Here is a 14,527-nt window from a genome sequence, read left to right on the forward strand (position 1 = left end):
TGCGGGTGTAGACTGGGGGCCTGACAACCCTCATGTTGCGGAGAATCGACCGTGGCGCGCAAAACACCCATCGAACGCTATCGAAATATCGGCATCAGCGCCCATATCGACGCTGGCAAAACCACCACCACCGAACGCATTCTTTTCTATTCGGGCGTCAACCACAAGCTGGGCGAAGTCCACGAAGGCATGGCCACGATGGACTGGATGGACCAGGAGCAAGAGCGCGGCATCACGATTACCTCGGCCGCCACTACGTGCTTCTGGAAAGGCATGGCCGGCAATTATCCCGAACACCGCATCAATATCATCGACACTCCGGGCCACGTCGACTTCACCATCGAGGTCGAACGCTCCATGCGCGTGCTCGACGGCGCCTGCATGGTGTACGACTCGGTGGGCGGTGTTCAGCCGCAATCCGAAACCGTATGGCGCCAGGCCAATAAATACGGGGTTCCACGCCTGGCCTTCGTCAATAAAATGGATCGCGTGGGTGCCGACTTCCTGCGCGTCGTCCAGCAAATACGTGAGCGCCTCAAAGGCGTCCCCGTGCCGGTGCAACTGCCCGTCGGCACCGAAGACACCTTCCACGGCGTCATCGACCTGGTAAAAATGAAGGCCATCATGTGGGACGACGCCAGCCAGGGCGTGCATTTCGAATACATCGACATCCCGCCCGCCCTGCTGCAAGACGCACAGTCCTGGCGCGCCCGCATGCTTGAAGAGGCCGCCCAGGCCAACGACGAACTGCTTGCAGTGTATCTAGAGGGCGGCCAGCTGGACGAGAACCAGGTCAAGGCCGGTTTGCGCGAACGCACCATCAAAGGCGAAATCGTTCCGGCGCTGTGCGGCAGCGCTTTCAAGAATCGTGGCGTACAGGCGCTGCTTGATGCCGTCATCGACTACTTGCCGTCCCCGGCCGATATCCCGCCCGTTACCGGCGTCGACGGGCGCGAACAGCCTGCAAGCCGGCGCGCCGCCGACGACGAGCATTTCAGCGCGCTGGCGTTCAAAATCATGACCGACCCTTTTGTCGGCCATCTGACCTTCTTCCGGGTGTACTCCGGCATCATGACGTCGGGACATACGGTGTTTAACTCCACCAAAGGCAAAAAAGAGCGCATCGGCCGGCTGTTGCAAATGCATGCCAACCACCGCCTCGAGCTCGACGAAGTGCATGCCGGCGACATTGCGTCGGCGGTCGGCCTGAAAGAAGTCACAACGGGCGACACCCTGTCCGATATCGACCATCCAATTACCCTGGAACGCATGGTGTTTCCCGAGCCTGTCATCTCGCAGGCGGTCGAACCCAAAACCAAGGCGGACCAGGAAAAGATGGGCGTGGCGCTGCAACGGCTGGCCCAGGAGGACCCTTCATTCCGCGTCAACAGCGATCCCGACTCCGGCCAGACCATTATTTCCGGCATGGGCGAATTGCACCTGGAGGTTCTGGTCGAACGCATGCGGCGCGAGTTCGGCGTCGACGCCTCCGTCGGCAAGCCCCAGGTGGCTTTTCGCGAAACACTGCGCAAGGTCTGCGAATCGTCCGAAGGCAAATTCATCAAGCAAACCGGCGGGCACGGCCAATATGGCCACGTCGTTCTAAAAATAGAGCCGCAGCCCGCCGGCAAGGGCTTCGAGTTTGTCGACGCAATAAAGGGCGGGGTCATCCCGCGAGAGTTCATTCCCGCTGTGGAAAAGGGCGTTATAGAAAGCCTGAACAGCGGCGTGCTGGCCGGTTATCCCATCATCGATGTCAAGGTCACCCTGATCTTCGGTTCGTCGCACGATGTCGACTCCAGCGAACACGCATACCGGATGGCTGCGGCCATCGCGTTCAAAGACGGCTGCCGGCTGGCCGCGCCTGTCTTGCTCGAACCCATCATGGCGGTCGAAGTGGAAACCCCTGAAGAAAAAATGGGCGACGTGCTGGGCGACCTGTCGGCGCGGCGCGGCGCCATCCAGGGCATGGAAGACCTGCCGGGCGGCATAGGAAAAGCCCTGCGCGCGGAAGTCCCGCTGGTTGAAATGTTCGGCTACTCTACGACCTTGCGCTCGCTGACGCAGGGCCGCGCCACCTACACAATGGAGTTCAAGCAATACGCCCAGGCCTCGGAAACCGTCACCCGGGCCGTCGTGCAAGCGCATAACCCGACAGGCCGGGGCTCTTCAAGCTGAAGGCTTAATCGCGAAAATTGTTGAACTGCAGGGGCAATTCGACTTCGGTCTTGCGCAAAAGCGCCATGGCGGCCTGCAAATCGTCGCGTTTCTTGCCGCTGACGCGCAGTTTTTCGCCCGTAATCTGCGATTCGACCTTGAGCTTGGCTTCTTTCAAGGCGGCAATGAGCTTCTTGGAGACCGCCTGTTCAATGCCTTGCTTGATGGTTATCTTCTGGCGCGCACCGCCCAGGTTTTCGTTGGGCTCGGCCACGTCCAGGCAGCGCACGTCGATGCCGCGCGCCGACAAGCGGCCACGCAGAATATCCAGCATCTGCTTTAACTGAAAAGCGCTCGTGGCCACTTGTGTGACCACAAAACCCTCGAGCTCGAACTTCGCATTCGAGCCTTTGAAATCGAAGCGCGTGACCAATTCGCGATTGGCCTGATCGACCGCATTGGTCAACTCGTGTTTATCGACTTCGGAAACCACATCAAACGACGGCATGGCTGCATCCTTATTAACACACTGACAAAACCTGCAAAGCACCGAGTGTACAACCAATCACCGAACCGATCAGCGCGCGGACAGGCGCCTTGCAGGCAAAAAAGCCAGGCCTTCATCCAAAATGAAAAAGCCCGGCCATGGCCAGCAGAATCGGCACCAGAATGGCCGTGAGGATGCCGTTCAGGCTCATGGCCAGGGCCGACGATGCGCCGGCGCGCTCGCCGAACTGAAAGGCCCTGGCTGTGCCGATGGCATGCGCCGTCAGCCCCAAGGTAAATCCCTTGACCACCGGGTCTTTGATGCCTACCAGCGCAAGCAGCCAGCTCGTCATGATGGCGCCCGATATCCCCGTAATGGCGACCGCCACCGTTGCAAACGAGGGCAAGCCCCCGACAACGCGCGTCACTTCCATGGCTATGGGCGTCGTGGCCGACTTGGGCGCCAGGGACAGCATCGTTTCCAGGCTTGCGCCCAGGACCCAGGCTATTCCCACCGACGAAACAATAGCCGTCACGGAGCCCGCCAAAAGCGCGACGCAAACAGGCTTCCACATGCGCTTGAGCTGCGGCAACTGGCCATATAGCGGAACCGCCAATGCTACCGTGGCCGGCCCAATAAAAAAGATGAGCAGTTCGGTGCCTTGCTCGTAGACGGGATAAGGCGTGCCGGTCAACAACAAAGCGCCGACCACAACGATGACCGCAGTCAGTACCGGCAGCAGCAAAGGATTGCTATCGCAGCGCCGATACAGCCACAACGCAGCAATATAGGCCATCAGCGTAAAGGTCAGCCACAGCACGGGCGTTGCCGACAACGCGTCCCAAGTGGCCAGCAAGCGGGGAATCAAGATGCGCTCCGTTTGGCTTCGGGCGGCTTGCTGGCTTCGGCCCGCTGCAGCATCCATCGGAACGTAATGGCCGTGACCAGGATGGTAATTACCGTGCCGCCAAGGCTGGCAGCCAGAAACGGCACCCATTCGTTTGCAATGCGCTCGAAATGAAGCATGATGCCGGCCACCACGGGAATGAACAGCAGCATAAGGTGCTGAAGAATATGGCTGGTGGTGTCGCGCAGGCTTTTGGGCGCCCCGCGGTTCAGGCAAAGCACCGCAAACAGCAACAGCAAGCCCACCAGCGCTCCGGGCACGGGCAGGCCGGTAAGCCGCACGAAGGCCTCGCCTAAAAACTGCATGAACAACAACGTCGTAACGGCAAAAAGAACTGGCATGGGAGCGATAAAATGCTTCGAAGCGATTACACTATCACGCGGCCTTGAGCGGAGCAATCGACAAGCACCGGAGCAGATGTCAAAATACGTACTGCATTCAACCCCAGGCATCGAACTGCCGCGCCTGGCGCCTATCGGTCCAAAGCCCCTTTCCTCTTCCTTCGCCTGGAATCGCAAGACGTGCCGTCAAGCAATACCGAGTTCAGCCTCAAAAAAATCGCGCTGGCCGCGTTTGGCCCGTCCTTGCTGTTCGGCGCCGGCGAAGGCGCCATTTTCCCTGTCATTGCTCTTAGCGCCATAGGGCTTGGCGCGTCCATTGCGCTGTCGGGACTCATCCTGGCGCTTATCGGCGTCGGCTCCCTGCTCAGCAATATTCCGGCATCCATAATCACCGCGCGCTACGGCGAACGCCGCTCGATGATAGGCGCAGCCCTCTTCAGCGTCGTTGCGCTGCTGCTGTGCGTCTATGCCCACTCTATCTGGATGCTGGCCACCGGTGTATTCATGATAGGCATGTCGCAATCCGTGTTCATGCTGGCCCGGCAAACCTATCTGACCGAGGCCGTGCCCATTGCGATGCGGGCCCGGGCGCTTTCTACGCTGGGCGGCGTCATGCGCATCGGCCTGTTCATCGGCCCATTCATTGCGGCGGCCCTGATGCAGTTCATGGGTATGCCGGGCGCCTATTGGACAGCCATTATTGCCATTGCCGCCGCCGGCGCGCTTTCCAGCGCCCTGCCCGACCTGGAACACCGCGCACCCTTCGGCGCAAACGCCAAGGGCATGGGCAGCACGACGCAGCCCGCGGCCCATACGGTCGCCGCCACTGCGCAAAAGGCCGGGTCAAGATCGGCGGCCGGCACCGACGGCCGTCCCGCCGCGCCCAAAATCGGCGATATCATCCGCACTTACTCCACACCCCTGCTTACATTGGGGACGGGCTGTCTTCTGGTTTCGGCGTTGCGAGCCTGCCGGCAAATCGTCATTCCGCTGTGGGCCAGCCAGATCGGGCTGGATGCGGCCACCACCGCCATCGTCTATGGTTGCATGGGCGCCATCGACATGCTGCTGTTTTATCCCGCGGGCCATGTCATGGACCGGCATGGCCGGCTTTGGGTCGCCGTGCCGTCCATGCTGCTCATGGGCTTGTCGCTGGTGCTTATGCCCCTGACCTCCAGCCTGGGCTGGTTCGTTGCCGTAACCATGCTGCTTGGCCTGGGCAACGGTATAGGATCCGGCCTTATCATGACCATCGGCGCCGACGCCTCGCCTTCGGCGGGCAGAACGCAATTCCTTGGGGTCTGGCGCTTTATTGCCGACCTGGGATCCTGCGGCGGACCGCTGCTGCTTTCGGGGGTGGCCGCCGTTGCCACGCTTGGCGCCGGCGTGGCTGTCATAGGCGGCATGGGCTTTGCGGCGGCGGCCGTGTTCTGGCAGTGGCTGCCGCGCATCGACCCGCAAAAAAACAGATAATGCCGCATTAAGCGGCCGCCACGGCCGCTTAGTTAAGCGCGGCCTTGGCAGCCTCTTCCGGCGTCAAGCCTTCATAGAACAGATCGGTAAACCATTCGGCCTGCTCTTCGATATGCTCTTGCGCTTCGTCCCGGCTGGCGCCCGCCTGCACCAGGAGCTCTTCAACGGCAACGCACCATTCGATAAGCGCCGCTTCGTCTGGATCCACCTCGGACTTTTTCTTTTTTGCCATGATAGGCGCTCCATCCGCGAAATGATTATTGAAAAAACGACATTATCCGCCAAAAAATGCCGTCCGAGCCAGATTGTGGGTCCATCCGCCCTTGCCGGGCGCCCAAGTTCGCCCGCAAGATGCCGCCGCGACACCTCTTGTAACGCCAAGCACCGAAACTGCAACCGGATTGAAGCATTTCCGATGCTTCAATAAGTCCGTGGCAACCCATGGCGTTTCAAGAACCGCCATGAGCCGGCCAAGCCGTAGTAGTCCACTATAGGCCGGCGACATTTGCAGGAGCTTATACATGAACAAGAAACTGATCGGATCCGCCGTGTTGGCGATCTGCCTGACAATCGCAAGCGGCGCAGCCTTGGCCAAAGGCCACGACGGTCGCGACAACAGCCGCGGCCAGCACAGATCGCACGTCGATCGCAGCGATCGGTCCGTTCACAACGGCCGCAAGGACAACCACGGCTATCGGACGTATAGCAATCGCGGCAATCAGTCGCATCGAGCCCATCCCGGCGACTATCGGCGATACGGAGCCGGGCCGGCGCGTAATTTTTATCGAGGCGGCAGGTTGCCGGCGCGCTACCGCACAGGGCCTTATATTGTGCAGGACTGGCGTGGACACCGTCTAAGCCCCCCGCCTAGAGGCTATTACTGGGTCCAGACCGGCAGCGATTTCGTATTGGCCGCAATTGCCACCGGCATCATCGCCCAAATCATCCTCGGCCAATAAGCAGCTACACCCGGCACTCAAGGCGGCGCAAGCGCCATCCCGGTAGCAACTCATTCTTGAAAATGCCTACAATACTGAAGAGCTCCGTGCCTTGCGGCCGGGGCTCTTCAGTTGCAGAAAAAGCATCCCCGCTGGAACTCAAGGCAGGACAGGCTTGCGCCTGGACCCGCGGTCAATGACAACGTATTCGAGGATAGATCAATGGATGCCAATTTTTGGCTTGAGCGCTGGCGCGAAGGGCGCACGGGGTTTCACCAAGACTCGGTGACGCCCCTGTTGCCCAGGTATTGGCCCAGCCTTTCCGTCGCGCCGGGCGATCTCGTTCTGGTGCCGCTTTGCGGCAAATCCAAGGACATGCTTTGGCTTGCCGGCCAAGGCCATCGCGTCCTTGGCGTCGAGCTCTCGCCGCTGGCGGTGCGGCAATTCTTTTCCGAGAACCACCTGCAACCCAAAGTGCACGCTTCCGCATTGGGCGAACATTATGTCGCCGGCGACATCGAAATAATCTGCGGCGACATATTCGCACTGGACCAAGCAACGATGGCGCAATGCGCCGGGGTGTACGACCGGGCCGCGCTGATTGCCCTGCCGCGACCCATGCGCCCAGCGTATGTCGAGCACGTCTACGCCCGCCTGCCGCCGCCTTGCCGCGGCCTTTTGATAACCCTGGACTATCCGCAAGACCAAATGGAAGGACCGCCGTTCTCGGTCGGCGCGGACGAGGTTCAAACTCTCTTTTCGGGACAGCCCAAGGCCCATCTGCTGGACCGGATCGAAACGCTAAGCAAGGAGCCGCACTTCAAGCAACGCGGCCTGGACCGCCTGGACACGTTGGTATATAGCCTGGGTAACTGATGCTCGATACCATCTTCCCGTTTGTGGGAGGCGTAGGCCTGTTTCTGGTCGGCATGATGCTGTTGTCCGACGGCCTGGTGGCGTTTGCCGGCGGCGCGCTGCGCCGAGGCCTGATCCGCTTTACCGGCACGCCATTCAAAGCGTTCTCCTCCGGCGCGCTGATTACCGCGCTGGTGCAATCGTCCACCGCTACTACGGTCACGCTAATCGGTTTCGTCAGTGCGGGCCTGATAACTTTTTCGCAGGCTATTGGCGTCGTCATCGGCGCCAGCCTGGGCAGTACCGCAACGGGCTGGTTGGTGGCGGGGCTGGGCTTGCAGGTGAAGCTGGGCTTTTATACCCTGCCGCTGATTGGACTGGGCGCCTTGATCAAGCTATTGGCACACGGACGTTGGGCCGGAATCGGTCTGGCGCTGGCCGGCTTCGGGCTTTTGTTCTTGGGCCTGGACATGCTTCAGGACGGCATGCGCGGACTGGCCGGCGTGTTCAACCTGGCGCGATTGCCCGTTGGCGGCTTCTGGGCGCATATTGCGGTGATGCTGATAGGACTGGCAATGACGGCCCTGCTTCAATCGTCGGCGGCGGCGATCGCCACAACGCTGACCGCCCTTCATACCGGCACCATCAATTTCGACCAGGCCGCCGCGGTAGTCGTCGGCGCAGCCATCGGTACCACCTTGACCAGCGCCATCGTCGCCATCGGAGCAAACGTCTCCGCCAAGCGCACGGCGCTTGCCCATATTCTGTTCAACCTGGTCGCCGGCCTGATCGCCATTGCGCTGCTGCCCGCCTTGCTGGCAGTTATCGAGTTTCTGGACCGCTACTTCAATACAACAGCCGGCCCGCTAAGCCTGACGACGTTCCATACTTTGTTCATTTTGCTCGGCGTAGCCGTCTTTCTTCCCCAGACTTCGCGCTTTGCCCAGGTCGTCGAGCGTCTTTTGCCCGAACGCAGCGACAATCTGGTCCGGCACCTGGACAATAGCCTGCTCTCGGTTCCGGCCATCGCGCTCGAGGCTGCCCAACGCGCACTCGAACACATGGCGCTACGGCTATTCAGTCTCTACAGCCGTATTCTGGACAGCCCTTCGATGCCGATTCAGCCAGACGAACTGCCGCAACTGCACGAGGCCTTGCAGCAGACTTTCGATTTTGTCACGCGTACGCAAGTAGCCAGCGACGACAAACCTCTGTCGGGACAAAGAATCGCCTTGCTGCATGCCATCGACCATCTGCTGCGCATGACAGCCCGCCTGCGAGAGCTCAGGCATGCGCCTATCGAGTTCGCAAATGCGCGCTACCGCGAAGCCGTTGAACACAGCCGTAGCATGCTGGTGGCGGCCGAGGGCGGCGCGGCCGGCCCCCCCGCCCTGCCCGGTACGAAAAGCCTGGAGCTGGTCAAACAAGAAGCCAAGGCGCTGACCGAGCTGGCGCACCAGGTGCGCCGCGAAATCCTCAAGCATGCCGGCACCGATGGCAATACCTCCCAGGCCTTGCATATTCTGGACGCCTTCCGTTGGATGGACAGGGCAGCCCGCCATGTGTCGCGCATCTGCCATTACCTCAAGGCCGGACGCGCATGGTCCGAACGGCTGAACAACAAAGAGGCGGATGGCGGTTTCGACTTGCCGGACGAGCCCGAACAAGACTGATTAACTCATGGACGCGGGCTGCAGCGCAATGATTGCCATCCCAAGCAGGGCGACAAAGGCGCCTGCCACATCCCAGCGGGTCAACTGGACCCCATCGACAAAATGCAGCCAGACCAGCGCTACCGCGATATACATGCCGCCGTAAGCCGCGTAGGTGCGCCCCGCGGCATTGGGGTGCAAGGTCAACAGCCAGGCAAACAAAGCCAGCGATATGGCCGCGGGAATAAGCAGCCACGCCGGCTTGCCCTGCTTAAGAACCAGCCACGGCAAATAACAACCGGCGATTTCGGCCACCGCCGTCGCAGCGAATAAACCCGCGATCTTTAAAAAAACAAGCATCATAGGATGCGATTATCGCAGCCCCGAGCCCACACGGGTCATCAATAAGCCCGCGTCTTCATCGATGCGCAAATCCAATGGAGCGGCTATGCCCTTCAGGCGCATCTCAAGCCCGGGCATGGATTCCTTGAACGGATCCATCAAGCCTGCCAGACGCTGGACCACTTTTGCCAGCCCTTGCTTGTTGGTGTTGGGCAGCAATAGCCACAACATATCTTCGCCGCTGCGCGCGCATCGATCCGGTTCGCGGATAATATCGACCAGGCGCTCGATCAGGGAGTCGACGAGCACACGGCCCTGCTGCTCGCCCGAAGCCTCCAATACCTGCTGTAAATTGACGAACCGCAAGCCCACTAGCGAAAAGACGGGCTCCCCATAACGCCGATGCATATCCAGCAGCCAATCCAGGGAATAGCGAAATGCTTCTTCGCCTATCAGCCCCTGAACATCGAAATTCGCGCTGAACGCAAGCTCCATATGCAAACCTTGGCTACAACGCATATATCCAGCCTCCGTCAATTGGTAACTGTAGATTTCCTGCACTCGCAACTCGTTCTGCTCGTGCCTGCTATCGCACTGAAGACAGCGCACTTGGCTAAGACGCCGCGATCCGCAACGCGCGCAAAACCGCACCCTGTCCACCAAAGCGGCGCGGCCAAGCCAGCCTCCCTGACCCAACAATTGCAGGGTCGAAAGAGCGTCGAAAGTCTTGCCCTCGGCCAGCGTATCAAGCAAAGGATAAGCGTAGAAATCGGCCTTGCTGGCATCCTGCAGGGCGAGTATCCGCCGCGCGCCGCCCAGCCACAGCCAAGCCAGCACACGTGTTTCGTAACTGTTTTCCAGGCTCTCGGGACTTAAGGTGGCGTAACGGTCCTTCCATCCCTGCACCGCACACGCCAGCGCCTGGCTGTCCTTGGGCGGCGCGCCATCGCCCAAGGCATCGCACCAGCCGTCTTGATCCCGAGCACAGTAAATATAGGTGTAGCGATAGGCGGGATGGGCGCGCAGCAAACGCAATGATTGCCCGGCCTGACTGGCGGGCAGATCGAGAACAAGAGCGTCATAGACCGCGGATGCCGCCAATAAGCCGTCGACCGAATCGTAAGAGTCGGCGCTTGACTTATCCGAGGCAGATTGCGGACCGAACTCTATAACTGCGACACGAGGAGCACAGATACGCACACCTTTAATTTCATAACATGGGGAAAAGTATACCCCCATTACGAAACAAGGCGTATCAGGCGTAACAAATTACTTGCGCCCCGCCTCAGAAGGTGGAAGCACAATGTCCCCCGGAGGGCGCCTGGCCCGACCCGGCCGCGATCAGCGGCGGCTCCAGTCTATGATTGACAGGCGCGGACGCCGCCCAATCCCATGCAAAGAACGCAATCAGGGCCGCCCAAAAGACCAGCATGAAGAATGATTTTTTCATCGTGCGCCTTTTAGTGGAAACCGAAATGGCGGCGTACTCGCACGCCTATCAGCGAGCCGCAAAATGCCAAGGGCACCCAGATCCAGCCGTGTATGCTGCCGGTAGAAATGCCGCTGACCATGGCGCCGATATTGCAGCCGAAAGCCAGGCGCGAGCTATAGCCCAATAAAAATCCGGCGGCAATGCCCACCGCCCACTGCTTTGCCGTCAATGAGGCGGGCACCGCCGACGCGGTGCGCTTGCCGGCCGCAATCCACAGCGCACCCGCAAGAATGCCGATATTGGTGATGGAGGTCACGTCCATGAAAACCGACTGCGACAGCGTCGTTAAATTGACGGGCTGGCTCCAGAAGGGATTAGCCGCGGGGTCGAACACGCCGGTTGCTGTTGCGATTTTGGCGAACCATAAGCCAAAGCCATACACCACACCCCACGGCTGGCCCGCAATAAGCAAATTGAGCACCGCCAGGACTGCAAGCAATACAGCGCCGATGAACAAGCGCCGGTCGAACCAGGGCGCCGATTTCCCCGACCAGCGCAAAGCGGCCCAGCCTAACGCGGCAAGGCCCAGCAATGTCAGGCCCAAGGCTTCCCAGGGACCAAATTGAGTCACCAGCCCCACGGGCTTCAGGGCGCCCAGGCTTAGCCATTGCTCAAGCTGTGCCGAGCCCATAAAGCTGCCCAGCGCGAACATGGGCAATATCGCCATGTTGAGCGGAATGCCCAGCCCTGCCTTATAGAGCGTACCGGAGCCGCAGCCGTCGGCTATTTGCATGGCCGCACCGAAAACAAAAGCCCCTATCAGAAGGCTGAAGCTGGGAGGGCCCAGCGCCGCGCCGAGGTCGCCGGGAAATGCGGCCAGCAACGGCATGGATACAGCCGCCGCGATACCCAGCAACAGTAACTGCGCCATCACGCCGCGCGGATCGCGCTGTTCGATCAAACGCCGCCATCCCGTGGTGAAACCGAAACGGGCGCCGGCCAGCACGCCGCCCATGCCGATGCCAACCAAAAACAAGACAGCCTGGCGCGTGGAAACGAACCAGGCCAGCCCTATAAAAAAGGCGGCCATTACGGCCGCGAAAGGAATTCGAGTCATAGTTATGAAATAGTCAGGAAGTAACCTTGCCGACCAAGTTTTTAAGGTCGTTCAGAATTTGCGTGCCACGCCCGGGAACATTGTCCATGGGAAGCGCTTTGGCCGACTGCGTCCATTCTACGATTGAAGCGGGATAAAGCTTCACGTTCTTTTGACCCAGGACTTCGGACAGCGCGAACCAATCGGTGGCCGCCCAGTGCCCGGTATTGCAGAATGAAATGGTTTCATCGGCTGTCTCGGGCAATGAGCTGGCGGCGATTTTACGTGCCTCGTCGGTCGACACGAAAATGGAGGTGCCGGGCTTGAACCACTTGCTGTTTTCCAGGTTGACGGCACCTTGAATAGTCCCGGCGGTCTTGGCGGCTGGCACCTTGGTTTGTCCCTTGAAAAAGGCAGCGGGACGCGCATCGATGAGCTGAGTCTTTGGATTGCCCACCTGAGCCAGAACCTGGTCCTGGTCGGCCATGATGGCCGTGTTCAAGACCGGCGTGTACTGGCTGGCCGCGACTTGAGTGGCCGCCTGGTCTTGAGGCAGGCCGGCGTCGGTCCATGCCTTGAGGCCGCCATTGAGTATCGACAGATTGTTCAAGCCCAGATACTTGAGGGTCCAGTAAACGCGCGCCGACGCGCCAAAATCGGTTGAATCGGCACCCGAGGAAACCACCACCGCGTGCGTGGCTTCATTCAGGCCCAAGCTGCGTACCAGGGCTGTCAGCTTGTCAAGCGCGGGAACCTTGCCGGCATTGTCGGCCGGCCCGCGCCACTGCCCGTAAGGTGCGGACACGGCTCCGGCAATATGGCCGGCGCTGTATTCGGCGACAGGACGAATGTCGACGACCCGTACTGCGGAGTCGGATTTAAGCGCATCGAGCTGGGCAGGCGTAAGCAATGGGGCCGCTGCAGCCGCGGCGCTGAAGGCAATAGCCGCCGTTGCGGCCAAGGTGGCGAAGAATTTCATTTTGAACGGCCTGAATAAATTAGCGCAATGAAGAGCTTATTTTCCCATACTTCAAAGGCATATAGATATACATCTTAATTATTTATTTATATAAAAATACCGGCTTAGCGGCCGGTATTTTTATTGTAGAGCGGAACTTAGACGTACATAGGTTTGTTGTCCACCAAGCGCAGCCAGCCTTTGACGATGCGGTAGATAACCCAAACGACATTGGCCATAAGGACCAGGTAGCCGATAAACACGAACAACAGCACAAAGCCGATAACCGCCCATAGCATGCTGTACCAGAAGGTACGGATCTGCCATTTGAAATGCGAAGCAAGCCAGGTTCCCTGGACGTCGCCGCGCTTCACGTAATTGATGATGATGGCAACCAGGGCTGTAATCCCCACCAAAAAAGCCACGGCCTGAAGCGCATAGACCACGGTGGTGATTGTCTTGGCCGATTTCAGCTTTTCGTTGTCAGGGTTCGAACCCGGCTGGCTCGCCGTGGTAATAATTTCGTCGTTCATCAGTGCTCCTGGTTATGGCAAATGTGCGCAATTATGCCGTGTTTTCGTGACAAGCAACAAGCATCCGGCATATCCGCGCTTATGCGCGGACCAACTAAGCAATCGCGAAATCATTCGTTTTATTTCAATCTCGCAATCGATAACCTGTCAACTCCGAAATACATTCTTCGAAACTGTCCCAAAGGTAATAACGATGCTGTTGAAAAAACTCGTACGATCCGCCCTTGTCCTGGCTGTTGCCGTCGCACCGCTGGCGCAGGCGGCTGAGGTTTCGCTTCTGAATGTCTCATACGACCCGACCCGTGAACTTTATCAGGAGTTCAACCACGCCTTCGCCAAAGAATGGAAGGCCAAAACCGGTGACGATGTCACTATCAAGCAATCGCATGGCGGCTCGGGCAAACAAGCCCGTACTGTCATTGACGGAATTTCGGCGGATGTCGTGACTCTGGCGCTTGCCTCCGACATTGACGCCATCGCCAGTCGCGGGCTGATCGACAAGGACTGGCAGAAGCGGCTGAAGCTGAACAGCTCGCCCTATACATCGACCATCGTTTTCCTGGTTCGTAAAGGCAACCCCAAAGGCATCAAGGACTGGGACGACCTGATCAAGCCCGGCATCCAGGTGATTACCCCGAATCCCAAGACTTCAGGCGGTGCGCGCTGGAACTATCTGGCCGCCTGGGGCTATGCCTTGAAAAAGCCCGGCGGCAACGTCGATACGGCCAAGGAGTTCGTCGGCAAGCTCTTCAAGCAGGTGCCCGTTCTGGATTCCGGAGCCCGCGGATCGACGACGACGTTCGTTGAGCGCGGCATCGGCGATGTGCTGCTGGCCTGGGAAAACGAAGCGCTGCTGGCCATCAAGGAACTGGGTCCCGATAAAGTCGAGATCGTCGCTCCGTCAGTAAGCATCCTGGCCGAACCGCCCGTTGCTGTCGTTGACAAGAATGTCGACAAGCGCGGTACGCGCAAAGTAGCTACCGCCTACCTGGAATACTTGTACAGCGATGTCGGCCAGGAGATTGCCGCGAAGCACTACTACCGGCCAAGCTCGGAAACAGTGGCGCAAAAATACGCTGCGCAATATCCGAAGATCAAGTTGTTCACTATCGAAGATGTGGCGGGCAGCTGGAGCACAGTGCAAAAAGAACACTTTGGCGACGGCGGAATTTTCGACCAGATCTATCAGCCGGGCAAGAAGTAGCTTATTTCAATCGATCTGCCCATGAGGGCCTCGCTCTCTTGGGCGGCCGCTTGGCGGCTTGCTGCCGGCTGGCAGCAAGGCCGAAATACCATCGTGTCGCAGAACGCTCCGAAGCTTGATGACGAGGGTTCACATGGCAATGGCGCCCCGCA

At 59.4% G+C, this 14,527-nt stretch carries 15 protein-coding genes; 6 read left to right on the top strand and 9 right to left on the bottom strand.

Going from position 1 to position 14,527, the window contains the following annotated elements:
- The first annotated feature begins 51 nt into the window (after positions 1 to 51).
- On the top strand, positions 52 to 2,178 hold the full coding sequence (gene fusA, locus DFR37_RS01180) for an elongation factor G (RefSeq protein ID WP_113931418.1): 2,127 nt from the start codon (positions 52 to 54) through the stop codon (positions 2,176 to 2,178).
- Positions 2,179 to 2,182: 4 nt separating this feature from the next.
- Here the strand turns inward: fusA and DFR37_RS01185 are convergent, their stop codons facing one another.
- The 3 genes from DFR37_RS01185 to DFR37_RS01195 all read right to left on the bottom strand — a co-directional run bounded on the left by DFR37_RS01185 (position 2,183) and on the right by DFR37_RS01195 (position 3,892).
- A complete protein-coding gene (locus DFR37_RS01185) occupies positions 2,183 to 2,665 on the bottom strand; it encodes a YajQ family cyclic di-GMP-binding protein (protein WP_113931419.1) in 483 nt (160 codons plus the stop codon).
- 112 nt (positions 2,666 to 2,777) lie between these two features.
- Positions 2,778 to 3,512, bottom strand: a complete 735-nt coding sequence (locus tag DFR37_RS01190) for an LrgB family protein (RefSeq protein ID WP_242341681.1) — start codon at positions 3,510 to 3,512, stop codon at positions 2,778 to 2,780.
- The gene (locus tag DFR37_RS01195; RefSeq protein WP_113931421.1) at positions 3,509 to 3,892 is read right to left on the bottom strand and encodes a CidA/LrgA family protein; all 384 of its coding nucleotides are present in this window, start codon (positions 3,890 to 3,892) and stop codon (positions 3,509 to 3,511) included. Before DFR37_RS01195 ends, DFR37_RS01190 begins: the two co-directional genes overlap by 4 nt.
- Before the next feature lie 180 nt (positions 3,893 to 4,072).
- Here DFR37_RS01195 and DFR37_RS01200 point away from each other — a divergent pair, with 180 nt between their 5' ends.
- Positions 4,073 to 5,365, top strand: a complete 1,293-nt coding sequence (locus DFR37_RS01200; protein WP_113931422.1) for an MFS transporter — start codon at positions 4,073 to 4,075, stop codon at positions 5,363 to 5,365.
- A gap of 28 nt (positions 5,366 to 5,393) precedes the next feature.
- Here DFR37_RS01200 and DFR37_RS01205 read toward each other — a convergent pair whose 3' ends face one another.
- Positions 5,394 to 5,597, bottom strand: a complete 204-nt coding sequence (locus DFR37_RS01205; protein WP_113931423.1) for a hypothetical protein — start codon at positions 5,595 to 5,597, stop codon at positions 5,394 to 5,396.
- Positions 5,598 to 5,886: 289 nt separating this feature from the next.
- Here DFR37_RS01205 and DFR37_RS01210 point away from each other — a divergent pair, with 289 nt between their 5' ends.
- The 3 genes from DFR37_RS01210 (at position 5,887) to DFR37_RS01220 (ending at position 8,831) form a co-directional block, all read left to right on the top strand.
- Positions 5,887 to 6,324 carry an RcnB family protein gene (locus DFR37_RS01210; protein WP_113931424.1) on the top strand — a complete coding sequence of 146 codons (438 nt, stop codon included), beginning with the start codon at positions 5,887 to 5,889 and terminating at the stop codon, positions 6,322 to 6,324.
- A 201-nt stretch (positions 6,325 to 6,525) separates the two neighbouring features.
- Positions 6,526 to 7,179 (top strand): thiopurine S-methyltransferase, encoded by a 654-nt coding sequence (locus DFR37_RS01215; RefSeq protein ID WP_113931425.1) that lies wholly within the window; start codon positions 6,526 to 6,528, stop codon positions 7,177 to 7,179.
- Positions 7,179 to 8,831, top strand: coding sequence for a Na/Pi cotransporter family protein (locus tag DFR37_RS01220; protein ID WP_113931426.1), 1,653 nt, complete (start codon positions 7,179 to 7,181; stop codon positions 8,829 to 8,831). Before DFR37_RS01215 ends, DFR37_RS01220 begins: the two co-directional genes overlap by 1 nt.
- On the opposite strand, the gene DFR37_RS01225 is transcribed toward DFR37_RS01220, so the two are convergent.
- From DFR37_RS01225 to DFR37_RS01245, 5 genes are all read right to left on the bottom strand, one after another.
- On the bottom strand, positions 8,832 to 9,170 hold the full coding sequence (locus DFR37_RS01225; RefSeq protein ID WP_113931427.1) for a YnfA family protein: 339 nt from the start codon (positions 9,168 to 9,170) through the stop codon (positions 8,832 to 8,834).
- 12 nt (positions 9,171 to 9,182) lie between these two features.
- Positions 9,183 to 10,253 carry a TackOD1 domain-containing metal-binding protein gene (locus DFR37_RS01230; RefSeq protein WP_170139799.1) on the bottom strand — a complete coding sequence of 357 codons (1,071 nt, stop codon included), beginning with the start codon at positions 10,251 to 10,253 and terminating at the stop codon, positions 9,183 to 9,185.
- A gap of 359 nt (positions 10,254 to 10,612) precedes the next feature.
- Positions 10,613 to 11,701, bottom strand: a complete 1,089-nt coding sequence (locus DFR37_RS01235; RefSeq protein ID WP_113931429.1) for a YeeE/YedE thiosulfate transporter family protein — start codon at positions 11,699 to 11,701, stop codon at positions 10,613 to 10,615.
- A gap of 13 nt (positions 11,702 to 11,714) precedes the next feature.
- On the bottom strand, positions 11,715 to 12,659 hold the full coding sequence (locus tag DFR37_RS01240; protein WP_113931430.1) for a sulfurtransferase: 945 nt from the start codon (positions 12,657 to 12,659) through the stop codon (positions 11,715 to 11,717).
- Positions 12,660 to 12,796: 137 nt separating this feature from the next.
- Complete coding sequence (locus DFR37_RS01245; RefSeq protein WP_113931431.1) at positions 12,797 to 13,171, bottom strand: DUF4870 family protein; 375 nt, start codon at positions 13,169 to 13,171, stop codon at positions 12,797 to 12,799.
- A gap of 193 nt (positions 13,172 to 13,364) precedes the next feature.
- Between DFR37_RS01245 and DFR37_RS01250 the strand changes: the two genes are divergently transcribed.
- Positions 13,365 to 14,375, top strand: coding sequence for a sulfate ABC transporter substrate-binding protein (locus DFR37_RS01250; protein WP_113931432.1), 1,011 nt, complete (start codon positions 13,365 to 13,367; stop codon positions 14,373 to 14,375).
- Positions 14,376 to 14,527 lie beyond the last annotated feature (152 nt).

It is taken from the genome of Eoetvoesiella caeni (assembly GCF_003315175.1).
In the GTDB taxonomy this organism is placed as follows: Bacteria; Pseudomonadota; Gammaproteobacteria; order Burkholderiales; family Burkholderiaceae_B; genus Eoetvoesia; species Eoetvoesia caeni.